The sequence below is a fragment of the Paracoccus actinidiae genome, from assembly GCF_030863885.1.
GTDB lineage: Bacteria > Pseudomonadota > Alphaproteobacteria > Rhodobacterales > Rhodobacteraceae > Paracoccus > Paracoccus everestensis.
The window spans coordinates 545,138-566,950 of the sequence record NZ_CP132956.1; the positions used below are offsets into that span (position 1 = coordinate 545,138).

The window sequence follows — 21,813 nt, forward strand, 5'->3', positions numbered from 1 at the left end:
AGACAGGAGTTTGTGTAATGAGTTCCACCGAACGGCAGAATGCCGGTCACACCCTGCGCCCCCTGGCCCGGACGCAGCCGATGTTCCATCGCGTGCTGCAGGCCGAACCCCATGACGTGCGCCGGACGCTGAAGGATCTGCGCACGCGCTTTGCGTCACAGGTCAGCGCTGATGCCATGGGCCGGCTGGAACTGGTCTTGGCCGAGGTGATGAACAACGTCGTCGAACACGCCGACCTTGCCCCCCAGCCCCTGCCGGGGTCGATGTCACGGTCGATGCATCTGTGCGTGGTGATGCACGACAATGGCCTGTCCTGCGCGATCACAGATGACGGCGGCCACCTGCCGGCCGACTGCCTGCTTCCCCGCAGCCTTCCCGCCCTTGATCCGCTCGATCTGCCGGAAGGCGGCTTTGGCTGGTGCCTGATCCAGGGGCTGACGCAATCGCTGTGCTATTACCGCGAAGGCCAGCGCAATTGCCTGGCCTTCATGGTGCCTTATCACCAATCTCAGTTCAGCGGGCCCATCAGCGGGTAACGCCCGTCCTCGAAGTCGCCGAACATCTCCTCGACCTCGGGGTGGTCCAGCGGCTCTCCCGAATGGTCGGGCACCAGGTTCTGTTCCGAGACATAGGCGACGTAATAGGTCGCCTCGGTTTCGGCATACAGGTGATAGAAGGGCTGATCCTTGGCCGGGCGCACGTCTTCAGGGATCGAATCATACCATTCCTGGGTATTGGCGAATTCAGGATCGACATCGAAGATCACCCCGCGAAAAGGCCTGTTGCGGTGGCGAACCACCTGGCCCAGGCCGTATTTGGCGATGCGATGCTGTCCGTACATGGATCTTCCATAAGGCTTCAGGGCCGGTCTGACTGGCGTTTTAATCCGATACGCCGATTCTGTCCATCGGATCGCCAGCATTTGCACGATTTCCTGGGGCAAGCGCGCCACAGGGCCAGGCCTACCGGGCGGGATTGCCCGTCATGTCCCCGGCCAGCAGCGGCACGGTGGACATCGACATCTTGGCCGAGCCTTCGTTCAACTCGCTCGCATGGGCCAGATAGACCAGCACCCGGTTTTCCGCATCATAGATGCGCTTGACCCGCAAGGACTTGAACAACAACGACCGCCCTTCGCTGAACACGTCCTCGGGCCTGCCCGGGCGCAGGGCGCTGAGATCGACCGGACCGGTGCGGGCGCATTGGATGGCGCTGTTCGAGGGATCCTCGAACCAGTTGCCCTGGCTGAGGCGGTCCAGGACCGAACGTTCAAAATAGGCCAGGTGGCAGGTTACGCCGCCCACATCGGGATCGGCAATCGCCTCGATCACGATGTCGTTCCCGACCCAGTCGACGCCGACCTGAGCGATCTCCCGGGCCTGGGCCAGAGCCGGCATCATCAGCAGGGCGGCGGCGATCATTCGCATGGCAGATCTTTCGGTTCCAGGGGGATGCGGCCCGCATCGGTCAGCAGATGCACCGCGTCCTTTTCGATCACCACCGCGCAAAGCGGCCGGCCGTAAGCCGCGCCCCCATCCACGTTCAGGCGGTTGCCGTAATGGGTGGCGGTCTGGATTGCGGTATGGCCATGAACCACCAGCGGCCCGTGGTCCTGCGGGCTGTTCAGGAAACCCTGCCGGATCCAGACCAGATCCTCCTCGGCCTGGTCTTGCAGGTCGACGCCGGGCCGGATGCCCGCATGGACGACCAAGGCCAACGGATGCAGAAAATACAGCGGCAGCGACGCCAGATAGGCGATATGACCCGCAGGCACCGCACGCCTGGCCTGGTCCAGCATCCGGTCCGGGGACACCGCTGTGTCCACTCCATAGGATTGCAGCGTTTCCGGCGCCCCCAGACCTGAATGCAGGGTCCAGTGCAGCCTGGAACTCAGCCCCGGATCGACCCAATCGGGCTGCAGCAGATATTGCGGCAAAAAGCGGTCGTGGTTGCCGCGCGTGACGATCCAGGGACGTCCCCGGTCCCGGCCCGTCATCAGGTAGTCAACGACACCGCGCGAATCCGGTCCCCGGTCGATCAGGTCGCCCACATGGGCGATAAGCGCATCGGACCCGCCATCGCGGAAGATGCGGTCATGAGCGGCCCTGAGTTGGTCCAGATGCCCATGGACATCGCCAATGACGTAAAGCCGCATTCACCGCCCCGCTGCAAGAAAGCCGCGCCCCTGACTAAGGGGACGCGGCGGGATCGTCAAACCTCGAACTGCAGGCGGCGTGCTTGCAGGAACTTGCCGGTGTTCTGCAAACCGGCCAGGGCCTCGTCGCTGATGGGTTCGTCCAGATACAGGATCGCGATGGCGTCATTGCCCTCGGCCGACCGGCCCAGGGTAAAGTTCGCGATGTTCACGCCCAGATCGCCCAAGGTCATGCCAAGCGCGCCGATCACGCCCGGCACGTCCTTGTTGCGGGTATAAAGCATATGCCGCCCGACCTCGGCATCGATGGTGATGCCGCGGATCTGGATAAAGCGCGGCTTGCCATCGCTGAAGACCGTGCCCGCGATGGACCTTTCGCGCGTGTCGGTGACGACTGTCAGCTTGATATAGCCCTCGAAGACGCCCGCCTTGTCCTGGGTGGTGGTGGCCACCTGCACGCCGCGTTCCTTGGCCATCACCGGGGCCGAAACCATGTTCACGTCCGGGTTCGTGGCCTTCATCACGCCAGCAATGACCGAGGCGTTCAGTGCGTTCAGGTTCATCGTGGACGCAACGCCGTCATACAGCACGTTGATCGCCTTGATCGGCTCGTCCGTCATCTGGCCCACAAAGGCGCCCAGATGGCCCGCCAGCTTGATCCACGGCCCCATGACGGCGGCTTCCTCGGCCGTGACCGAAGGCATGTTCAGCGCGTTCTGCACCGCGCCGGTCAGCAGGTAATCCGACATTTGTTCGGCCACTTGCAGAGCCACGTTTTCCTGCGCCTCGGTGGTGGAGGCGCCCAGATGCGGGGTGACGACCACGTTGGGCAGGTTGAACAGCGGGCTTTCGGTTGCCGGTTCCACGGCGAACACATCGAAGGCGGCCCCCGCGACGCGACCGTCCTTCAGCGCCTCGGCCAAGGCTTCCTCATCGACCAGGCCGCCACGGGCGCAGTTGATGACGCGGACGCCGGGCTTCAGCTTTGCAATGGCCTCGCGCGACAGGATGTTCTTCGTCTTTTCGGTCAGCGGCACATGGAAGGTGATGAAGTCCGCACGGCCCAGCAGATCGTCCAAGTCGACCTTGGTCACACCGATCTCCTTGGCGCGCTCGGGCGACAGGAAGGGGTCATAGGCCAGCACCTTCATGTGCAGCCCCAGGGCGCGGTCGATCACAATGGACCCGATATTCCCCGCGCCGATCACGCCCAGGGTCTTGTTGAACAGCTCGACCCCCATGAAGCGGTTCTTTTCCCACTTCCCGGCATGGGTGCTGGCCGATGCCTCGGGCAACTGCCGGGCCACGGCGAACATCATGGCAATGGCGTGTTCGGCGGTGGTCACGCTGTTTCCGAAAGGCGTGTTCATCACGATCACGCCCTTTTTCGACGCCGCCGGAATGTCCACATTGTCGACCCCGATCCCGGCCCGGCCGATCACCTTGAGGTTGGGCGCAGTTTGCAACAGCTTTTCGGTGACCTTTGTCGCGGACCGGATCGCCAGCCCGTCATATTGCCCGATCACTTCGGCCAGCTTTTCCTTGTCCTTGCCCAGGTCGGGCAGGTAATCGACCTCGACGCCGCGGTCGCGAAAGATCTGAACGGCGGTTTCCGACAGCTTGTCGGACACAAGAACCTTCGGCATGTCATTTATCCTTGCAGGGGCGCCCGGGCAAAGCCGCGCCGACGCCATGTTTCTTCTTCAGAAAAATATCCCGGGGGTCCGGGGGCAGCGCCCCCGGCTCAGCCTAGGCTTGCGCAGCCAACTCGGCGCGATAAGCCCATTCGATCCAAGGCATCAGTGCCGCGACATCGGATGCCTCGACCGTCGATCCGCACCAGATCCGCAAGCCCGCCGGTGCGTCGCGATAGGCACCCGCATCCAGGGCGACGCCTTCCTTTTCCAGCCGCTTGGCCACGGCCTTTGCGAAAGCCGCGCCGTCCCTGATGGCCGGATCGGTAAAGCGCAGGCAGACGCTAGTGTTGGACGCCGTTGCCGGATCGGCGGCAAGATCGGCGATCCAGTCCTTGTCCGCGATGAAATCGCGCACGGCGGCGGCATTGGCATCGGCCCGGGCGATCAGCGCCTTGACGCCGCCCAAGGACTGCGCCCATTTCAGCGCGACCAGGTAATCCTCGACCGCCAGCATGGATGGCGTGTTGATCGTCTCGCCCTTGAAGATGCCCTCGATCAGCTTGCCGCCCTTGGTCAGGCGGAAGATCTTGGGCAGCGGCCAGGCAGGGGTATAGGTTTCCAGCCGTTCCACCGCGCGGGGCGACAGGATCAGCATCCCATGCGCACCCTCGCCGCCCAAAACCTTCTGCCAGCTGAAGGTCACGACATCCAGCTTGTCAAAGGGCAGGTCCATGGCGAAGGCGGCGCTTGTCGCGTCGCAGATGGTCAGGCCGGCGCGGTCGGCCGGGATCGCATCGCCATTCGGGACGCGCACGCCGCTGGTGGTGCCGTTCCAGGTGAAGACGACATCCTTGTCGAAATCGACCTGCGCAAAATCGACGATCCTGCCATAATCGGCCTTGCGGACCGTTGCATCCAGCTTCAGCTGCTTGACAGCATCGGTGACCCAGCCTTCGCCAAAGCTTTCCCAGGCCAGCATCTCGACCGGGCGGGCGCCCAGCAGGGACCACATCGCCATCTCGACCGCGCCGGTGTCGGAACCGGGGACGATGCCGATGCGGTAATCGGCGGGAACGCCCAAGACCTCGCGCGTGAGGTCAATCGCCTCGGCCAACTTCGCCTTGCCAACGGCGGCACGATGCGAGCGGCCCAGGGGAGCGTCCGACAGAAGGTCCAAATTGTAATGGGGGATCTTGGCGCAAGGGCCAGAAGAAAAGCGCGGGTTTGCCGGGCGCGCCACCGGGGTCGTCAGATCTTTCATGACTAGCCTTCCAGCTAAAAGCCCTTCGTTGGGGAAGGGTGTCCCGCCGCCGGGAATACTTCCCCCCTGCAAATATTGCAACAGAAAAAGAAACTTGCGCGCTGGGCTCACATTCGCCGGGAGGTCTGGGAAGGCGGTGCTGCCGGAACTCGCGTATGGTCATCCCCCGCAGGTGACGCGATAAGAACGTGATCGGCGCCATGGTGCGATGGGGAGGGCAGCGTCCAGATCGCCCCTGTCATCGGGAGATCATATGCCCAAGAACATGTGACGTGCAGGCTTTTGTCGTTGGATGAGGATTTCGGTTCCAGATGAAAACCCAAGTTGTGGGCTTCTGAGGCACCATCATCGGCATGAGATGTCGTTGGACCGATTGGATGGCCACTGGGGGACGATGGCAACGACGCTGCAAATCTGCACGGTCCGTTCAAGATCAAGGTCGTTGAGTTCGCCGGCCCTAGGAAGCCATCAGATAATGTTGGACAGGGTCGACCGGTAGAAGAACATGCCTGCCAAGCGGTCGAATAGGTCACTCCAACTGGAACTGAGGACGCCATTCTCTCAGCTTGAACGCTGGCGAAAAAGCAACCCTGACCGGTGAAGACAATCTCTCCGGTAAACTCGGGCGGATCATAACCTCGTCCTCTTCAGGGGCCAGAGCATCAGACGAAGCTGGCGGTGCTGCATCGGGGTGCGATCTCTTGGGCACCGGCCTCCTCTTCGAGCCGGAAGTCCATGGAGAGATGGCCATGGCAGGAGGTCACATAGGGCAGGACGCTTCCCAGTGCGGGTAAGGGCCCCAAGAGGAGCTTCCAGCCTGGAGATCATCGGCTAGGTCAGACCGGACGCTTCGCCGACCTGCTCTTGCATCATGCCCCGCGCTTTGCGTAGCTCGCGCAGGGACGGTGCAATGTTGGTCTTGGCCGCGTTCCGCTTCAGCAGACCCGCACCGGCAGGCTCCAGACCCCTCCGCTACCGCAATCCGCGCCCGTGCCATGCCCGCATAGTTTGGATCGAGTTCGATCCCGATGCCGTGCCATCCGAGCTCCCGCGCGGGGACGAGCGTGGTCCTTGAGCCCAGGAAAGGATCAAGCACGACGCCTTGGCCGCCATGCATCCGGAGGCAGCGGTGCGGCAGTTCGAGCGGAAAGGCGGCCGGATGGCGCATCGCGCCGACGGACTTCCCGGCCGTCTCGTAGGGAACGAACCAAGTGTTGCCGCCACAGCGCAGATCCTTGGGCCGCCGCTTTCCAACGCCGCAGGTTCCTCTTGTCGGGATAGGGCACGCCGATCGCCAGGCGGTTGATCGGGACGTCGCTGCCTTTGGTGAGGTGGTAGATGCACTCGTGCGACCTGTTCAGATAGCGACGGCTGTTCACAGGCCGGACATGCCCCCGCGTCCCACCTTCCACGGTTACCGACTTGACCCAGGTGATGGTGTTCTGCAGCACCAGATGCCGGCGGAATTCGTTTGCGACGTCCATGGGCTGCCAGGGATCGGCGCTGGCGCGGAGATTGAGGAAGGCGGCGCCATCGTCAGCCACGACCCGCGCGACCTACGCGGCGGTTTCCCCCATCCAGTCCAGATAAGCCGGCTGGGGCAGGCAGTCATCGTAACTGCGATAGGACACGCCGATGTTGTAGGGCGGCGATGTCACCGCGACGTCAACGCTGCCGGCAGGCAGTGCCGCCATTCAGGCAGGGGCATCGCCGCAGATCACCGCGTGATCGAAGGCTGCTGGCGCGGTCGGGAAGGAGGGCACGGAAGAGGCAGGAAAAACAATGCTCCCTTGGATGTCCCTGGGATCGAAGGTCGTCATGTCGTCGGCAATCCTCTAGGATCCAGACTGATTGATATTCACAGCCAGAAGATGACGGTTGCGGCGAGGGCGACGGCGGAGAGGAAGGCCTTTGGGCACCTGTCGGGAGCCGGGTTGCAACGCGCCGCCAGTCCTTGAGCCTGCCGAACATGATCTCGATTCGGTTGCGCCCCTTGTGGCGGCGCTTGTCGTATTTGACGGACGTGCCACATGACTTCCGGCCCGGAATGCAGGGTGTGATACCCTTGTCTTGCAAGGCTTCACGATACCAGTCGGCGTCTTATCCCCGGTCGGCAAGCAGCCAGTCGGCTCCAGGCAGACTGCTCGCGCCGATGCAGCTGCACCGATGTAATCGCCGTTTCTGGCCGACGGTCATGAAAAACTTGATCGGGCGGCCCTTGGCGTCAGTGACAGCATGCAACTTGGTGTTCATGCCGCCTTTTGTTCGGCCAATCAGCCTGCCACGCCCCGCCTTTTCCAACCGCAGGCTCGAAGCTTGCGATGAGCTTTCAAATAGGTTGCATCAATCATGCTGGTCTTCTGTTTGGTGCCGTAGGAGGCGAGCCCCTCCATGATCCGTGCGAAGACCCCCATGTCACTCCACCGCTTCCAGCGATTGTAGAGCGTCTTCGCCGGCCCATACGCGCCGGGCGCATCGGACCACCGCAAACGGTTGCGATTGATGAAGAATATCCCGCTCAGGACGCGCCGGTCATCAACGCTCGGCTTGCCATGGCTTTCCGGAAAGAACGACCGCAACCGCGCCATCTGCTCGTCCGTCAGCCAGAAAAGATTGCTCACTTCGCGAGCGTGAATCATGCGGCCAAAGGGGCGCAAGCCGATTAACGGGTCCAGACCCTAATTCTGTTCTAAGGCAGTTCCGTCCATTCGTATCTGCCGCAATAGGTTCTGCCAAGTGAGCAGCAACTCGAATAAGAACGCGAGGAGGGACAATATCAGAGAGACTATGGCACCACCGAAGAACCAAAACAAGTTTTCCTGGCGTAGTCCGATAGCAAGGGCCCCAGCAAGAAGGTTCAACGTGGCCGCACCCGTGCAAATACCTGCTAGCACGCCCAGAACCATTGCGATGTTGAGCGCAAGTGTACGCCGCCGCAGGTATGCGAGCTGCATGCGGAAATGCTCGCTTTGTTTGTTCTTATCCGCCAGCGCGTTCAACCGATCCGAGACTCTCCCCAGACGGGCGGCATAAATGTTTACAAACGCCCCTGTGCCAGTCAACAGAAAGACAGGCGCAAGAGATATCTGGATGACTGCGGCAAAATCATAAACGATAGGCGGCGTATCCATGAGCTATCCTTCAGTGAACTTGGTCCCGTTCCACGCCCCTGGGGCGTAAACCGTTCAGTTGCGACAAAACTGGTTTCCGAATATGTTGCCAATCCCCCCAAGGCTCGCGACCTAGGTTTTAGAGATCACTCTTGAAGGACAGGCGGCTGGTGATTCCGCGTCATCCTCAGGATAACTTCCCACGCAGGCTCAAGAACGTCGATTAACAGGTCAGAAAAGACGACTTTCGTACTTTCTTGGGGCCTTATCGGGCACGATATCTACCCTGTCAGCATTGTAGGGTGTTTTACCGAGACCTTGAGAAGCTCATAGCCGAGCAAGGCCTGAAGGTCGACCATGGTACGCTGAACAGAGTAGGGCGCTAGGCCGGGCAGGTCGCGGAGGACCCACGCCGACGCAAGCAGCTGTTCAACATCCCTTGGTGGATGGACGAGATCTAAATCAGGGTGAAGAGACAGTGGGTCTATCTCTATCCCGCAGCCGACAAGTTCGGAAGGATTTTGGACTTCATGCTTGTCGAAGCGCCGTAAAAAGCCAGCAGCCATCGACTCTTGCGCAGGACCGCCTGGCCGCTTGCCCCGTAAAACTGGAACACAGTCTCCGCCGGATCGAACCCGACGGCGCAGATCAATCGTCAAAGCGGATTATGGCCGGTGCGGCTGGCCTCGTCGTATGAGGCCAGCAGCGGAATTGGACTGGGATGCGCGTCGTCAGTTCTGACTAACTTGCATCTTCGCCGTGACCTGAGCACCAGACGGCATTGTGACTGTCACGTCTGTCGGCTCGGTATACGCCGAGGCATCGACTTGCCTGAAGATATCGCACGTGCGGGCTGCGATCTCTTCTGCGGTCAAATCGGTATTCTCCTTTATGACCACCGCTGTATCCGCGCTCATGATCACGTCGGTCGCGCCACAATCGATCCGCAGCTCACGATCTTGAGCCTGTGCTGAAACAACCGACATCAAAGCGATCCCGCTTGCGACGATCAAGGTCTGTTTTGATATTTCCAACTCCTACAATGCAGACGGCGTCATCCTCCCGGCTATCTGGAATTCTAAGAGTTGCGGAAGTATGCCTCCATTGCAGCTATGTAAGTTACTGTTAACCTCAAACACCTCGCTCGCAGCATCATGCTGCCCAATCGCCGGGAAATTGATCCACCAGATCAATTTCTGGCCCGGCTCAGACGCGGAAAATCCACCTATCCCAGCCGTTCAGATTTCCTGAACCACCTCTGAATGGTGAGCTTCGACACCTTCTGTCACCGCCAGGGCGTCGCGCAGTTCGAAGAGCGTGATGTCAGGATCCTGGGTGACCAGTTCCTCGAAAAACGCCTGGAAGGGCGCGAGCTTGCCTCGCCCAAGAGGGCGCCCCTGAGGCGCGGGATGAGCGTGACCGCGTGTCCGGATCAACTGTGCCCACCGTGCTCCTGTCGCAGGTGACAACTTCAGGCGCATGGCTGCAGCACGGCCGCTCAGGCCCTCTTCGATAGACCGCTGAAACCGCGTCCGAAGTGCATTCGTCAAAGGTGCTGACATGATCCATCCTCCCCGAACAAGAGGAGCAAAGACTGCACCGTATCGAAATCCCTTGGCAATTCACGTTTTTACCGAAACGCCTTAGTGGCGGGCCAGAGCTTCGCGACCGAAACGGTCTTCTCGCACCCCTCGAAGCTGGAGATCGTGGACGCCGCTAGGGCGCGGGGATGCCTTGTCGTCGTCATGCACGTGGGCGTCGATGGCCCCGACCTTTCCGTCGGGCGCGTCATGGCCCGGACCGAGGAAGGGGGCCATGATGTCCCCGAGGAGAAAATCCGCGCCCGCTACGAACGCGGCCAGCCGCTGATCCGAGATGCCGTGTTGCGGGCGGATCGGGGGATGGTGTTCGACAACTCGCGCCTAAATGCGCCCCAGCAGCAGATGCTTGTCTTTGCCGGTGGCCGCCTGATCAAGGCCGCGCCAGTCCTGCCACGGTGGATTCTAACGGCATATGCCGCCGACCTCGTGATCTGATCGGCCGGTTGATGAGGCGGTCCTGCTATCCGGGCCCCAATCGTCGGGTGCGCCGGACGGGATCCCACGATGCAGTGGAGACTGCATCAGTACATCGGCAACCCTATCGTTTCAGCATCAGTTTGCATCAGTTGCGCGCGCTAATGTCTGCGTAAGTCTTTGATTTCTAGTACCCGAACCATCAGCCGGGCATCAAGCAGGAAAGCGTTTACCCGTTGATTATCCAAGGCGATAATTCGGGCTTTCCCGCGTGATCTGCACGTCGTGGACGTGGCTTTCCTTCAGCCCCGCGCCGGTGATGCGGACGAACTGGCAGTTCTGGCGCATCTCCTCGACCGTGGCGCAGCCGGTATAGCCCATGGCCGCCCGCAGGCCGCCCACAAGCTGGTGGATCACCGCATTGGCGGAACCCTTGTAGGCTACCTGCCCCTCGATCCCTTCGGGAACCAGCTTGTCGGTCGCGGCATCCTTCTGGAAATAACGGTCCGCGCTGCCCCGCGCCATGGCACCCAGGGATCCCATGCCGCGATAGGACTTGAAGCTGCGGCCCTGGTACAGGATCACCTCGCCCGGCGCCTCGTCGGTGCCTGCGATGGCGCTGCCGACCATGGCGCAGCTTGCGCCCGCCGCGATCGCCTTGGCGAAATCGCCGGAAAACTTGATGCCGCCATCCGCGATGATCGGCACGTCGCCCGCAGCGGATGCCGCGTCCATGATCGCCGTCAGCTGCGGCACGCCCACGCCCGCCACGATCCGCGTCGTGCAGATCGACCCAGGCCCGATGCCCACCTTGACCGCATCGGCGCCCGCGTCGATCAGGGCACGCGTGGCTTCGGCCGTGGCGACGTTGCCCGCGACCACCTGCACCTGGTTGGAAAACATCTTGACGCGCTCGACCGCCTTGGCGACGCCCGCCGAATGGCCATGGGCGGTGTCGATCACGACCATGTCCACGCCCGCCTCGATCAGGGCCTGGCTGCGCTCAAAGCCCTCGTCGCCCACGGTGGAGGCCGCAGCCACCCGCAGGCGGCCCAGGTCGTCCTTGCAGGCCAGCGGGTTCAGGACCGACTTCTCGGTATCCTTCAGGGTCAAGAGGCCTGTCAGCTTGCCCTGGCTGTCGGCGATCAGCAGCTTTTCGATCCGGCGTTCCTTCATCAGGTCGATGGCCTGCTGGCGGTCCGCCGGTTCATTCAGCATCGCCAGATTGTCCGTGGTCATCACGGCACGCACCGGCGTCCGGTTGTCGCTGGCGAAACGCATGTCGCGGTTGGTCACGATGCCGACGATGCGCCCCTCGTCGTCCACCACCGGAAAGCCGGTGACGTTGAAGCGTTCCTGGAAGGCCCGCGCGTCGCCCACGGTCTGGTCGGCCCGCAGCGTGATCGGGTTATAGACGATGCCCGATTCAAACCGCTTGACGCGCCGAACTTCGTCGGCCTGCTGTTCGGCGGTCAGGTTGCGATGGATCACGCCCATGCCGCCCGCCTGCGCCATCGCGATGGCCATGCGGCTTTCGGTGACGGTGTCCATGGCGGACGACAGCAACGGGATGTTCATGGCGATGCTTCGGGTCACGCGCGTCGTCACATCGGCGGTCGAGGGCATGACCGTGGATGCGGCGGGCACCAGAAGAACATCGTCAAAGGTAAGCGCCTCACGAATCTGCATGGGAGTGTCCTTGCGGCAACATCGTTTGGCAGTTTCCCCTTTCACGCGTCGGGGTCTTTGTCCAGTGCGTTGGCGCGGATTTCTTGCGCGAACGGCCTGGGCTCGGACAACCGAAAGTTGCCCCAATGCCACGGACCCCACACGCATTCCGGGCGGACGCCGCGTCATATTGCACCGTCAATTGATTCGTAGAACATCGGCGGTAAGTTGCGAATCCAGCGGTCCCATGACTGCCAAGGGAGGAACCTATGAAAAAAATCATGACGGGCGGTGCGGTTCTGCTGATATCCGCATCACCGCTCATCGCGGGCGGGATCGAGCGCGCGCCGCAGTCCCTTTCGGTGCTGTTCGAGGAAGGCAATTACGCTGAATTGAGCTTCGGCGGCGTCGATCCGACGGTCAAGGGCCAAGACAGAACGCCAGCCGCTTTTGGCGGACCCTACCGGACCGGTGACGTGGCACAGGGCTATGGTTTCGTGGGCCTGGCCTACAAGCACCAATTCAACAACAACCTATCGGCCGCCGTCATCATCGAGCAGCCCTTCGGGGCAGACCTTCTTTATCCGACGCAGCCTGGACCCATACCCGATCCTGCGGTCGAGGCGTCGGTCCTGCTGGGCGGAACACGGGTCGAAGTAAATTCGACCACCTACACGGCCCTGGCGCGCTACAAGTTCGACAACAACTTTTCAGTCCATGGTGGTCTTCGTGGTTCCTATGCCGATGGGCGCGTCCGGCTGGCAGGACAGGGTTATTCCAGCCTTGGACGGCCATATGACCTGACAATCGACGGTGAGTGGGGGGTGGGCTATGTTCTGGGCGCTGCATACGAGGTCCCCGAGATCGCGGCCCGTGTATCGCTCACCTACAACTCGGAGATCGAACACGACTTCGAAATGACTGAAAGCGGGGCCTTCCTGCCAAGCGAGGTGACCGGTGATTACACCGTCAAGACGCCGCGCAGCTGGACCCTGGAGGGGCAGACCGGAATTGCCGAGGGTACGTTGCTCTTCGGCTCCATACGCTGGGTGAAATGGTCAGAGTTCGTGGTGGACAACTTTGTCTTTCCGATCGCCACTGCTACCCCGGGAATCATTCCGCTGGTCGAGGTGGAGGATACGACAACCTATACCATCGGCGTGGGACGCAAGTTCACCGAGAACTGGTCGGGTTCGGTTTCGTTCCTTTACGAACCGGACGAAGGGGACACGGCATCGCCGCTGGCGCCGACCAACGGGCGCAAGGCGATTACGGTTGCCGCGATCTACACGATGGACAACCTGAAGATCACCACCGGCATCAACTACACCAAGCTGGGCGATGCCGACCTGGGAATCGGGGAAAGCGGAAACAAGACCACCGTTGCAACGATGGACGACAGCGACGCGTGGGGTGTCGGCGTCCGCATCGGCTACAGCTTCTGACACCGCAGCAGTGCGGCACCGGCAAGGCCCCGCTTCGGCGGGGCCTTTGCTTTCGGCATCCTGCGCATTACCTATGCGCCCGAAACAAAGGGGCATCCGATGATCTATGGCAGCGGCGGCGAATGGCTGGGGACAAGCGCCAAGCGCATTGTGCTGTTCGGGATGTCGGGCCTGGGCAAAACCTATCTGGCCAATATGCTGCGCGAAGCGGGCGACTGGTTCCACTATAGCGTCGATTACCGGATCGGCACCCGCTACATGGGCGAATTCATCGCCGACAACTTCAAGCGCGAGGCGATGAAGGTTCCTTTCCTGCGGGAACTGCTCTTGTCTGACAGCATCTATGTCGCCAGCAACATCACCTTTGACAACCTGGCGCCGCTGTCCACCTATCTGGGCAAGCCCGGCAGCCCGTCGCGCGGGGGGCTGCCCTTTGACGAATACTGCCTGCGCCAGAACCAGCACCGCCGTGCGGAAATCGCAGCCCTTCTGGACACGCGCCATTTCATGACCCGCGCCCGCGACATCTATGCCATCCCGCATTTCGTCTGCGACAGCGGCGGGTCCATCTGCGAGGTCGTGGACCCCGACGATCCCGCCGATCCGGTCCTGCAGGCCTTGGAACGCGACCTGCTGATGGTCTGGATCAAGGGGTCGGATGCCCATACCGCCGAACTGGTCCGCCGCTTCGACCGCGCACCCAAGCCCATGTATTACCAGCCTGAATTCCTGGAAAAGGCCTGGATCGCCTATCGCGTGGAAAAGGGCCTGGACGGGGACGAGGTCAATCCCGACGACTTCATCCGGTGGACCTATGCCCGCGCCCTGGCCCACCGCCAGCCGCGATACGAAGCCATGGCGCGGCGCGGCGTCACCATCCTGGCCGAGGAAGTGGCCGAAGTCCGAACCCCCGCCGATTTCGACCGCCTGATCGCACGCGCCATCGACCGCAAGGAATGAACCCATGCCCATCACCCTGAACGAGAACCTGCCCGCCTATCGCATCCTGTCGGACGAAGGCGTGATGGTCATGTCTCCGGGCCGGGCGGCGACGCAGGACATCCGGCCGCTGCGCATCGCGCTGCTGAACCTGATGCCCAAGAAGATCCAGACCGAAAACCAGTTCGCGCGGCTGATCGGCGCCACGCCCCTGCAGATCGACTTTCAGTTGATCCGCATGTCCGACCATGAAAGCCGCAACACCGCCGCCGACCATATGGAAAGCTTCTATCGTCCCTTCCGCGATGTTGCCGCCACGGGCGAGAAATTCGACGGCCTTCTGATCACCGGCGCACCGGTCGAAAAGCTTCCTTTCGAGGACGTGACCTATTGGGACGAACTGACCCAGGTGTTCGCCTGGACGCAAAGCCATGTCCATTCCACCTTCGGCGTCTGCTGGGGCGGCATGGCGATGGCCTGGCATTTCCACCGGCTTGAAAAGCACCCCCTGGACCACAAGGCATTCGGCTGCTTCCGCCACCACAACCAGGCCCCTGCGTCCCCCTATCTGCGGGGGTTCTCGGACGATGTGCTGGTCCCCGTCAGCCGCTGGACAGAGGTGCGCCAGCCCGACGTGGACGCCCGCCCTGCCCTGCGCACCCTGCTGGCCAGCGACCAGTGCGGTCCCTGCCTGCTGGAGGATCCGGGCCACCGCGCGCTGTATGTCTTCAACCATTTCGAATACGACAGCACCACGCTCAAGGAAGAATACGATCGCGACGTGGCTGCGGGCAGGCTGATCAACGTGCCGTCGAACTATTATCCCGACGACGATCCGGCCCGCGCGCCGTCGAACCGCTGGCGCAGCCATGCGCATCTGCTTTACGGTAACTGGATCAACGAGATCTATCAGACGACCCAATACGATCTGAACCGCATCGGCGAAGGATAGGACATGGCCCAAACCCCGGACCTTCCCCTGGTCGGCAAGATCACCGAGGCCTTGAAGGCCGCACCCAAGGACATCAGGAAGCTGGTGGAGGGCGCGGACAAGGACGGCATCCTGGATCCGACCTATCCTTATCGCCGGGAACTGGACAAGAAGATCTACGAGGCGCAGATGGACCAGTTGCAGCTGCAACTGGTGCGCATGATGGGGGACGTGGTGGCGACCGGCAAGCGGCTGGTCGTGCTGTTCGAGGGGCGCGACGCCGCCGGCAAGGGCGGCACCATCGAACGCACCCGCGAAAACCTGAATCCCCGATCCGCCAGTATCGTCGCCCTGCCCACCCCGACCGAACGCGAGGCGGGTCAGTGGTATTTCCAACGCTATGTGGACTGGTTGCCCGCCGCAGGGGAAATAACCCTGTTCGACCGAAGCTGGTATAATCGCGGCATCGTCGAGCGCGTCTTCGGCTTTTCGACCGAACAGCAGCGCAACGCCTTTTTCCGCCAGTTGCCAGGCTTTGAACAAACCCTGGTCGATGACGGGATCATCCTGGTCAAGCTGTGGCTGAATGTGGGCCGCGCCGAACAGATGCGCCGCTTTCTGGACCGGGAATCCGATCCTCTGAAGCAATGGAAGCTTTCCCGGATCGATGTGGACGGGCTGGCGAAATGGGACGATTACACCGCCGCGATCCGCGACACGCTGAACCTGTCGCATTCGCCCATCGCGCCCTGGACCGTGATCCGGTCCGACGACAAGCGACGCGCGCGGCTGGCCGCGATCCAGACGATCCTGGGCGCAGTGGATTTTGCGTGCAAAGACATGGATCAGATCGGTGTCGCCGACCCCGCCATCACCGGCGGGCCGGAATTGCTGGACCGGTAAGGAGGGACCGATGGAACTGCGAAACAGCCGGGCCATTGTCACCGGCGGCGCGTCGGGCCTGGGCGCCGCGACCGCGGCATGGTTCCGTGAACAAGGCGCCACCGTGGTCATCCTGGACCGGGACGCGGGGGATGATCCCAACCACGTCCAGGCCGACGTGACTTCGGCCGACAGCACCGCTGCGGCCATTGCGCAGGCCGTGGATCGCATGGGTGGGATCGACATCTGCGTGAACTGCGCGGGCGTGGTCATTGGCGAACGGACGGTCGGGCGGAACGGACCGCATGACCTGGACGCCTTTCGCCGCGTGGTCGACGTGAACCTGATCGGCAGCTTCAATGTCCTGCGGCTGGCGGCAGCGGAAATGGCCCGGAACGGGCGGACCGAGAATGGCGTGATCGTCAACACCGCATCCGTCGCGGCCTTTGACGGGCAAAAGGGCCAGGCCGCCTATGCCGCATCCAAGGCGGCAATCGCGGGCATAACCCTGCCGCTTGCGCGCGATCTGGCGGGCCTGGGGATCCGGGTCTGCGCCATCGCACCGGGCATCTTTGCCACGCCGATGCTGCGCGGGCTGCCGCCCGACGTGCAGGACGGGCTTGCGGCCGAGGTCACCTTCCCGCCCCGGCTTGGCGATCCACGGGAATTTGCCCGCATGGCCGCGCATATTGTCGAAAACGCCTATCTGAACGGCGAGGTGATCCGCCTGGACGGCGCCCTGCGGATGCGGTGATCACCGGTCGTTGAGAGCCGCGCGATGCCCTTGCGCGAGGGTTTCGCGGCCGTTAGCGTTTGGTCAAACCGCCCAACAGGAAGGCCGATTTCATGCGCTTGCTGACAACTACCGCCCTTGCCTCTGCCATCGCCCTGCCCGCCCTTGCGGCGGACCCGGAACTGACCGTCTTCGACTGGGCAGGGTTCGAGGAACCGTCGATCTTCCAGGGCTATGTGGACAAGCATGGCGACAGCCCGACCTATGCCTTTTACGGCGACGACGACGAGGCGTTCCAGAAGGTCGCCTCGGGGTTTCAGGCCGATGTGGCCCATCCCTGCAGTCAGATGGTCAGCAAATACCGCGATGCCGGACTGATCGAGCCTTGGGATACGTCGAAAATCCCGAATTTCGACAAGATCGCGCCCGAGTTCCTGGAATCCGAGGTGTTCAAGGATGACCAGGGCGTGTGGTTCATCCCGACCGACTGGGGCGCGACCGCCATCGCCTATAACACCGAGACGGTCCCGGCCGAGGACGTGTCCACCCTGCAGGTCTTCACCGACCCCAAATACCAGGGCCGCACGTCCCTGCCGGATTCGTCGGACGATGTCTGGGCGCTTGCCTATCTGGCGACCGGGACGACCGACTGGACGGACGTGACCGACGAACAATTCGCCGCCGCGGCCGATTGGCTGCGCCAGGCGCATCAGAACGTCGCGGCCTATTGGGCCGATCCGTCGGAACAGGCCCAGTTGATGGCGTCCGGCGCGGTGGACATCGCCTGGTCCTGGAACGACGGCGTCGTCTATCTGCAAGCCGACAACTATCCGGTGGGCTTCCAGCGGGCGCCAAAGGAAGGATCGTCCACCTTCTTTTGCGGCTATATCAACCTGAAGAACGGGCCGGGCAACGAGGAAAAGGCCTATGACTTCATCAACGCCTGGCTGGAGCCTTCGGCGGGCAAGGCGCTGCTGGACACGATCGGCTATGGGCATACCTCGACCGAGGCGATGGCGACCATTGCCGAGGAGCCTGCCGTAAAGGAAGGTCTGGGCGAGATCGACGCCCCGATCCTGGCGCAGACCCCGAACGATCCGGCGCAGCGCGAAAAGCAGCTGGCCGAGTTCGAGAAGATCAAGGCCGGGTTCTAGGCGGAAAGGCGGGGGACCAGTCCCCCGCACCCCCTTGGGATATTTAGATGAAGAAGAAAGGACGGGGCTTAGGCAGCCTCGTCCTTTTTGCGTGGGATATAGTTCAGGATCGGCGCCAGCCAGCGTTCGACCTCGGACAGGTCCATGCCCTTGCGCGCGGCATAGTCGCGGGCCTGGTCTTCCTCGATCTTCGCCACGCCGAAGTAATAGCTGTCGGGATGCCCGATATAAAGGCCGGACACCGACGACCCCGGCCACATCGCCATGCTTTCCGTCAGCCGCACCCCGGTCGCGGCCTCGGCATCCAGCAGGCGGAACAAGGTCAGCTTTTCGGTATGGTCGGGCTGCGCGGGATAGCCGGGCGCGGGGCGGATGCCCTTGTAGGGCTCTCCGATCAGATCCTGCGGCTTGAAGGTTTCGTCCGCGCCATAGCCCCAGAATTCCTTGCGGACGCGTTCGTGCAGCATCTCGGCCATGGCCTCGGCGATGCGGTCGGCAAGGGCCTTGACCATGATGGCGGAATAATCGTCATTCGCGCGTTCATAGCGGGCCGCGATCTCGGATTCCTCGGGACCGGCGGTGACGACGAAGCCGCCGACATAATCAGGCCGGCCCTCGGGCGCCACGAAATCGGACAGCGCCACGTTCGGGCGGTCGCCGCGCTTCGTCACCTGCTGGCGCAGGGTGTGCAGGGTTGCCAGCGGCTTCGACCTGTCCTCGCCCGTGAACAGGCGGATGTCATCGCCCACCGCGTTGGCAGGCCAGAAGCCCAGCACTGCGCGGGGGTTGAACCACTTGCCGTCGATGATGCGGGCCAGCATCTCCTGCGCTTCCTTGAACAAGGCGCGAGCGGCCTCGCCCTGCTTTTCATCGTCAAGGATGCGGGGATAGACGCCCTTCAACTCCCAGGTTTGGAAGAACGGCGTCCAGTCGATATAGCGCGCGATTTCCGCCAGATCCCAGTCTTCGACGATCCGGGGGCCGGTGAACTGCGGGACAGTGGCGCGGTAGCCGGACCAGTCCACCTTCAGCGCATTGGCCCGCGCCGCAACCAGCGGCAGGCGCTGCTTCGCAGCCTCGGCCCGTTCGTGGCGTTCCGCAACTTCCAGGTATTCGGCGCGGATCCCGTCCACATAGCCCGCCTGCTGGGTGGGCGACAGCAGGGACGACACCACCCCAACAGCGCGGCTGGCATCGGTGACATAGACGGCTGCGCCCTGGTGATAGCGCGGCGCGATCTTGACCGCCGTGTGGATTTTCGAGGTCGTGGCGCCGCCGATCAGCAGGGGCACATGGAAGCCCTCGCGTTCCATTTCCGAGGCGACATGGACCATCTCGTCCAGGGACGGCGTGATCAGGCCGGACAGGCCGATCACATCGACCTGCCGTTCCTTCGCGACCTCGAGGATCTTCTGCGCAGGGACCATGACCCCCAGGTCGATCACTTCATAATTGTTGCAGGCCAGGACCACGCCGACGATGTTCTTGCCGATGTCGTGAACGTCGCCCTTGACCGTCGCCATCAGGATCCTGCCCGCCGCCTGCCGTTCAGTGCCGCCGGTCAGACGCTTTTCCTCCTCCATATAGGGAAGAAGGACGGCGACCGCCTGCTTCATCACACGGGCGGATTTCACCACCTGCGGCAGGAACATCTTGCCCGCGCCGAACAGGTCGCCCACCACGTTCATCCCCGCCATCAGCGGGCCTTCGATGACGTGCAGCGGGCGTTCGGCCTGAAGGCGTGCTTCCTCGGTGTCGGCCTCGATATATTCGGTGATGCCGTTCACCAGCGCGTGTTCCAGCCGTTTTTCGACGGTCCATTCGCGCCAGGACAGATCCTTTTCGCGTGCCTTCTGCCCGCCTTCGCCCTTGAAGCGTTCGGCGATCTCCAGCAGGCGTTCGGTGGCATCGGGGCGGCGGTTCAGGACCACATCCTCGCAGGCGTCGCGCAGATCCGCTTCGATCGCGTCATAAACGGCAAGCTGCCCCGCATTCACGATGCCCATGTCCATGCCCGCCTGGATCGCATGATACAGGAACACAGCGTGCATCGCTTCGCGCACGGGCTCGTTGCCGCGGAACGAGAAGGACAGGTTCGACACCCCGCCCGAGACATGGGCGTGGGGCAGGTTCTGGCGGATCCAGCGGGTGGCCTCGATGAAATCGACGCCATAGTTGTTGTGCTCCTCGATCCCCGTCGCCACGGCGAAGATGTTGGGGTCGAAGATGATGTCCTCGGGCGGGAAGCCCACTTCCTCGGTCAGGATTTCATAGGCCCGCGTGCAGATCTCGATCTTGCGGGCGCAGGTGTCGGCCTGTCCCTGTTCGTCAAAGGCCATGACCACGACCGCCGCGCCATAGGCGAGGCAGAGGCGGGCCTGATGGCGGAACTGCTCCTCGCCTTCCTTCATGCTGATGGAATTGACGACTGGCTTGCCTTGGACGCATTGCAGGCCCGCCTCGATCACCTCCCATTTGGAACTGTCGATCATCACCGGAACGCGGGCGATGTCGGGTTCGGCCGCCAGCAGGTTCAGGTATTCGACCATGGCGGCACGGCTGTCGATCAGCCCTTCGTCCATGTTGATGTCGATGATCTGCGCGCCGTTTTCCACCTGATCGCGCGCAACCTCCAGGGCTGCGGCATAATCGCGGTTGGTGATCAACTTGCGGAAGCGGGCAGACCCGGTGACGTTGGTGCGTTCGCCGATGTTCACGAAGGGAATGTCGGGCGTCAGGACAAAGGGTTCTAGGCCCGACAGGCGCAAGTGACGTTCAAGCATATTCCGGAACCTTTCGGGGGGCATAAGCCGCAACAGCCTCGGCAATGGCGCGGATGTGGTCGGGCGTGGTGCCGCAGCAGCCGCCGACGACGTTGACCAAGCCTTCGCGCGCGAATTCGGCAACCTGCACGGCGGTATCGCCGGGGCCTTCGTCATATTGGCCAAAGGCATTGGGCAGGCCGGCGTTGGGATAGGCGCAGATGTTTGTGTCCGCCACGCCCGCCAGTTCCGCCAGATGCGGACGCATGGCCGATGCGCCAAGCGCGCAGTTCAGGCCCACCGACCAGGGCCGGGCATGGCGGACCGAATACCAAAAGGCGGTGGGCGTCTGCCCCGACAGCGTGCGCCCGGATGCGTCGGTGATCGTCCCCGAAATCACCAGCGGCAAGGCCTGCCCGTGCGCTTCCATCGCTTGGATGCAGGCGAAGATCGCGGCCTTGGCATTCAGCGTGTCGAAGATCGTTTCGATCAGCAGGATGTCGGCGCCGCCTTCAATCAGGCCCAGTGCCTGTTGCAGATAGGCTGTGCGCAGATCGTCAAAGGTGACGGCGCGGTATCCGGGGTCGTTCACATCCGGGCTGATGGACGCGGTGCGGTTCGTCGGCCCGATGGCACCCGCGACGAAACGCGGCCGCCCGTCCTGCGCGGTTGCGCGGTCCAGCGCCCGGCGCACGATGCGCGCGCCCTCGACGTTCAGGTCGTGGACGGCCTCCTGCATCCCGTAATCGGCCTGGGCGATGGTGGTGGCGGAAAAGGTGTTGGTTTCGACGATATCCGCGCCCGCCATGGCATAGCGGTAATGGATCTCCTCGACCGCTTGGGGCTGGGTCAGGATCAGCAGGTCGTTGTTGCCCTGCTGGGGATGATCGGAATGATGGCGGCAGGCATGGCCCGACCCGCGGCCCGTATAATCGTCCTCGGCCAGTCGAAGCTGCTGGATCTGCGTGCCCATCGCCCCGTCCAGGATCAGGATCCGTTCGGCCGCAGCCGCGTCAAGCGCCGCGAAGGCGGGGGATCGGGAAAGTCTGCCGGTCATTGTGTCAACCCTTGCCAGGAAGGCGCAGCTATAGCGACAGGGGCGCGCAACGGCAAATTCATAA

The 21,813-nt window shown here is 62.7% G+C and carries 22 protein-coding genes and 2 pseudogenes; 9 read left to right on the forward strand and 15 right to left on the reverse strand.

What is annotated here, in order from left to right; genetic code table 11:
- Positions 1-17 precede the first annotated feature (17 nt).
- Positions 18-536, forward strand: a complete 519-nt coding sequence (locus Q5701_RS02700; protein ID WP_306753617.1) for an ATP-binding protein — start codon at positions 18-20, stop codon at positions 534-536.
- Here Q5701_RS02700 and hspQ read toward each other — a convergent pair.
- The 10 genes and pseudogenes from hspQ to Q5701_RS02745 form a co-directional block, all read right to left on the reverse strand.
- Positions 509-841, reverse strand: coding sequence for a heat shock protein HspQ (hspQ, locus tag Q5701_RS02705; protein WP_234854638.1), 333 nt, complete (start codon positions 839-841; stop codon positions 509-511). The two genes, Q5701_RS02700 and hspQ, sit on opposite strands and share 28 nt — an antisense overlap.
- Before the next feature lie 121 nt (positions 842-962).
- On the reverse strand, positions 963-1,427 hold the full coding sequence (locus Q5701_RS02710; RefSeq protein ID WP_306753619.1) for a CreA family protein: 465 nt from the start codon (positions 1,425-1,427) through the stop codon (positions 963-965).
- Positions 1,418-2,155, reverse strand: a complete 738-nt coding sequence (locus Q5701_RS02715) for a metallophosphoesterase (protein WP_306753621.1) — start codon at positions 2,153-2,155, stop codon at positions 1,418-1,420. The genes Q5701_RS02710 and Q5701_RS02715 overlap by 10 nt, the downstream gene beginning before the upstream one ends.
- A 56-nt stretch (positions 2,156-2,211) precedes the next feature.
- Positions 2,212-3,801, reverse strand: a complete 1,590-nt coding sequence (gene serA / locus Q5701_RS02720; protein WP_306753622.1) for a phosphoglycerate dehydrogenase — start codon at positions 3,799-3,801, stop codon at positions 2,212-2,214.
- 103 nt (positions 3,802-3,904) lie between these two features.
- Positions 3,905-5,053 carry a phosphoserine transaminase gene (locus Q5701_RS02725; RefSeq protein WP_306753624.1) on the reverse strand — a complete coding sequence of 383 codons (1,149 nt, stop codon included), beginning with the start codon at positions 5,051-5,053 and terminating at the stop codon, positions 3,905-3,907.
- Positions 5,054-5,813: 760 nt separating this feature from the next.
- Positions 5,814-6,221 carry a DNA methyltransferase gene (locus Q5701_RS22805; protein WP_373568610.1) on the reverse strand — a complete coding sequence of 136 codons (408 nt, stop codon included), beginning with the start codon at positions 6,219-6,221 and terminating at the stop codon, positions 5,814-5,816.
- Positions 6,142-6,597, reverse strand: coding sequence for a DNA methyltransferase (locus tag Q5701_RS02730; RefSeq protein ID WP_306753625.1), 456 nt, complete (start codon positions 6,595-6,597; stop codon positions 6,142-6,144). The genes Q5701_RS22805 and Q5701_RS02730 overlap by 80 nt, the downstream gene beginning before the upstream one ends.
- Positions 6,598-6,747: 150 nt before the next feature.
- Entirely contained in the window at positions 6,748-6,873 is a 126-nt protein-coding gene (locus tag Q5701_RS02735; protein ID WP_306753626.1) for a hypothetical protein, read from the reverse strand.
- A gap of 38 nt (positions 6,874-6,911) precedes the next feature.
- Positions 6,912-7,674, reverse strand: a pseudogene (locus Q5701_RS02740) (IS5 family transposase).
- A gap of 57 nt (positions 7,675-7,731) precedes the next feature.
- Entirely contained in the window at positions 7,732-8,184 is a 453-nt protein-coding gene (locus Q5701_RS02745) for a DUF2721 domain-containing protein (protein WP_306753628.1), read from the reverse strand.
- Positions 8,185-8,465: 281 nt separating this feature from the next.
- Between Q5701_RS02745 and Q5701_RS02750 the strand changes: the two are divergent.
- Positions 8,466-8,769 (forward strand): annotated as a pseudogene (locus tag Q5701_RS02750) (DDE-type integrase/transposase/recombinase); the annotation flags it as partial.
- Positions 8,770-8,894: 125 nt separating this feature from the next.
- On the opposite strand, the gene Q5701_RS02755 reads toward Q5701_RS02750, so the two are convergent.
- Both Q5701_RS02755 and Q5701_RS02760 read right to left on the reverse strand, forming a co-directional pair.
- Positions 8,895-9,176: a hypothetical protein gene (locus Q5701_RS02755; RefSeq protein ID WP_306753630.1), complete on the reverse strand. Its 282-nt coding sequence runs from the start codon at positions 9,174-9,176 to the stop codon at positions 8,895-8,897.
- Positions 9,177-9,401: 225 nt separating this feature from the next.
- Entirely contained in the window at positions 9,402-9,725 is a 324-nt protein-coding gene (locus Q5701_RS02760) for a COG3415 family protein (RefSeq protein WP_306753631.1), read from the reverse strand.
- A gap of 84 nt (positions 9,726-9,809) precedes the next feature.
- On the opposite strand from Q5701_RS02760, the gene Q5701_RS02765 reads away from it, so the two are divergent.
- The gene (locus Q5701_RS02765; RefSeq protein ID WP_306753632.1) at positions 9,810-10,199 is read left to right on the forward strand and encodes an ATPase; all 390 of its coding nucleotides are present in this window, start codon (positions 9,810-9,812) and stop codon (positions 10,197-10,199) included.
- Between the two features lie 219 nt (positions 10,200-10,418).
- On the opposite strand, the gene guaB is transcribed toward Q5701_RS02765, so the two are convergent.
- Positions 10,419-11,867, reverse strand: coding sequence for an IMP dehydrogenase (gene guaB, locus Q5701_RS02770; protein WP_306753633.1), 1,449 nt, complete (start codon positions 11,865-11,867; stop codon positions 10,419-10,421).
- A 248-nt stretch (positions 11,868-12,115) separates the two neighbouring features.
- Between guaB and Q5701_RS02775 the strand changes: the two genes are divergently transcribed.
- From Q5701_RS02775 to Q5701_RS02800, 6 genes are all read left to right on the forward strand, one after another.
- On the forward strand, positions 12,116-13,291 hold the full coding sequence (locus Q5701_RS02775) for an OmpP1/FadL family transporter (protein ID WP_306753634.1): 1,176 nt from the start codon (positions 12,116-12,118) through the stop codon (positions 13,289-13,291).
- Positions 13,292-13,390: 99 nt separating this feature from the next.
- Entirely contained in the window at positions 13,391-14,251 is an 861-nt protein-coding gene (locus Q5701_RS02780) for an ATPase (protein ID WP_306753636.1), read from the forward strand.
- Between the two features lie 4 nt (positions 14,252-14,255).
- Positions 14,256-15,182: a homoserine O-succinyltransferase gene (locus Q5701_RS02785; protein ID WP_306753637.1), complete on the forward strand. Its 927-nt coding sequence runs from the start codon at positions 14,256-14,258 to the stop codon at positions 15,180-15,182.
- A 3-nt stretch (positions 15,183-15,185) separates the two neighbouring features.
- Complete coding sequence (gene ppk2, locus Q5701_RS02790; protein WP_306753639.1) at positions 15,186-16,064, forward strand: polyphosphate kinase 2; 879 nt, start codon at positions 15,186-15,188, stop codon at positions 16,062-16,064.
- Positions 16,065-16,074: 10 nt separating this feature from the next.
- The gene (locus Q5701_RS02795; RefSeq protein WP_306753641.1) at positions 16,075-16,797 is read left to right on the forward strand and encodes an SDR family NAD(P)-dependent oxidoreductase; all 723 of its coding nucleotides are present in this window, start codon (positions 16,075-16,077) and stop codon (positions 16,795-16,797) included.
- A 92-nt stretch (positions 16,798-16,889) separates the two neighbouring features.
- The gene (locus tag Q5701_RS02800; protein WP_306753642.1) at positions 16,890-17,930 is read left to right on the forward strand and encodes an ABC transporter substrate-binding protein; all 1,041 of its coding nucleotides are present in this window, start codon (positions 16,890-16,892) and stop codon (positions 17,928-17,930) included.
- Between the two features lie 68 nt (positions 17,931-17,998).
- Here Q5701_RS02800 and metH read toward each other — a convergent pair whose 3' ends face one another.
- Both metH and Q5701_RS02810 read right to left on the reverse strand, forming a co-directional pair.
- Positions 17,999-20,713 carry a methionine synthase gene (gene metH, locus Q5701_RS02805; RefSeq protein WP_306753643.1) on the reverse strand — a complete coding sequence of 905 codons (2,715 nt, stop codon included), beginning with the start codon at positions 20,711-20,713 and terminating at the stop codon, positions 17,999-18,001.
- A complete protein-coding gene (locus Q5701_RS02810) occupies positions 20,706-21,749 on the reverse strand; it encodes a homocysteine S-methyltransferase family protein (RefSeq protein ID WP_306753645.1) in 1,044 nt (347 codons plus the stop codon). The genes metH and Q5701_RS02810 overlap by 8 nt, the downstream gene beginning before the upstream one ends.
- Positions 21,750-21,813: the final 64 nt, after the last annotated feature.

Excerpts from the sequence above, each read along its gene's own strand:
- Q5701_RS22805 (WP_373568610.1), bottom strand. The coding sequence starts at position 6,221 with ATGCGCCATCCGGCCGCCTTTCCGCTCGAACTGCCGCACCGCTGCCTC.
- metH (WP_306753643.1), bottom strand. The coding sequence starts at position 20,713 with ATGCTTGAACGTCACTTGCGCCTGTCGGGCCTAGAACCCTTTGTCCTG.
- ppk2 (WP_306753639.1), top strand. The coding sequence starts at position 15,186 with ATGGCCCAAACCCCGGACCTTCCCCTGGTCGGCAAGATCACCGAGGCC.
- Q5701_RS02800 (WP_306753642.1), top strand. The coding sequence starts at position 16,890 with ATGCGCTTGCTGACAACTACCGCCCTTGCCTCTGCCATCGCCCTGCCC.
- Q5701_RS02715 (WP_306753621.1), bottom strand. The coding sequence starts at position 2,155 with ATGCGGCTTTACGTCATTGGCGATGTCCATGGGCATCTGGACCAACTC.
- Q5701_RS02795 (WP_306753641.1), top strand. The coding sequence starts at position 16,075 with ATGGAACTGCGAAACAGCCGGGCCATTGTCACCGGCGGCGCGTCGGGC.
- Q5701_RS02760 (WP_306753631.1), bottom strand. The coding sequence starts at position 9,725 with ATGTCAGCACCTTTGACGAATGCACTTCGGACGCGGTTTCAGCGGTCT.
- Q5701_RS02775 (WP_306753634.1), top strand. The coding sequence starts at position 12,116 with ATGAAAAAAATCATGACGGGCGGTGCGGTTCTGCTGATATCCGCATCA.
- Q5701_RS02700 (WP_306753617.1), top strand. The coding sequence starts at position 18 with ATGAGTTCCACCGAACGGCAGAATGCCGGTCACACCCTGCGCCCCCTG.
- Q5701_RS02745 (WP_306753628.1), bottom strand. The coding sequence starts at position 8,184 with ATGGATACGCCGCCTATCGTTTATGATTTTGCCGCAGTCATCCAGATA.
- Q5701_RS02710 (WP_306753619.1), bottom strand. The coding sequence starts at position 1,427 with ATGCGAATGATCGCCGCCGCCCTGCTGATGATGCCGGCTCTGGCCCAG.
- serA (WP_306753622.1), bottom strand. The coding sequence starts at position 3,801 with ATGCCGAAGGTTCTTGTGTCCGACAAGCTGTCGGAAACCGCCGTTCAG.
- Q5701_RS02780 (WP_306753636.1), top strand. The coding sequence starts at position 13,391 with ATGATCTATGGCAGCGGCGGCGAATGGCTGGGGACAAGCGCCAAGCGC.
- hspQ (WP_234854638.1), bottom strand. The coding sequence starts at position 841 with ATGTACGGACAGCATCGCATCGCCAAATACGGCCTGGGCCAGGTGGTT.
- Q5701_RS02725 (WP_306753624.1), bottom strand. The coding sequence starts at position 5,053 with ATGAAAGATCTGACGACCCCGGTGGCGCGCCCGGCAAACCCGCGCTTT.
- Q5701_RS02810 (WP_306753645.1), bottom strand. The coding sequence starts at position 21,749 with ATGACCGGCAGACTTTCCCGATCCCCCGCCTTCGCGGCGCTTGACGCG.
- Q5701_RS02735 (WP_306753626.1), bottom strand. The coding sequence starts at position 6,873 with ATGACGACCTTCGATCCCAGGGACATCCAAGGGAGCATTGTTTTTCCT.
- Q5701_RS02785 (WP_306753637.1), top strand. The coding sequence starts at position 14,256 with ATGCCCATCACCCTGAACGAGAACCTGCCCGCCTATCGCATCCTGTCG.
- guaB (WP_306753633.1), bottom strand. The coding sequence starts at position 11,867 with ATGCAGATTCGTGAGGCGCTTACCTTTGACGATGTTCTTCTGGTGCCC.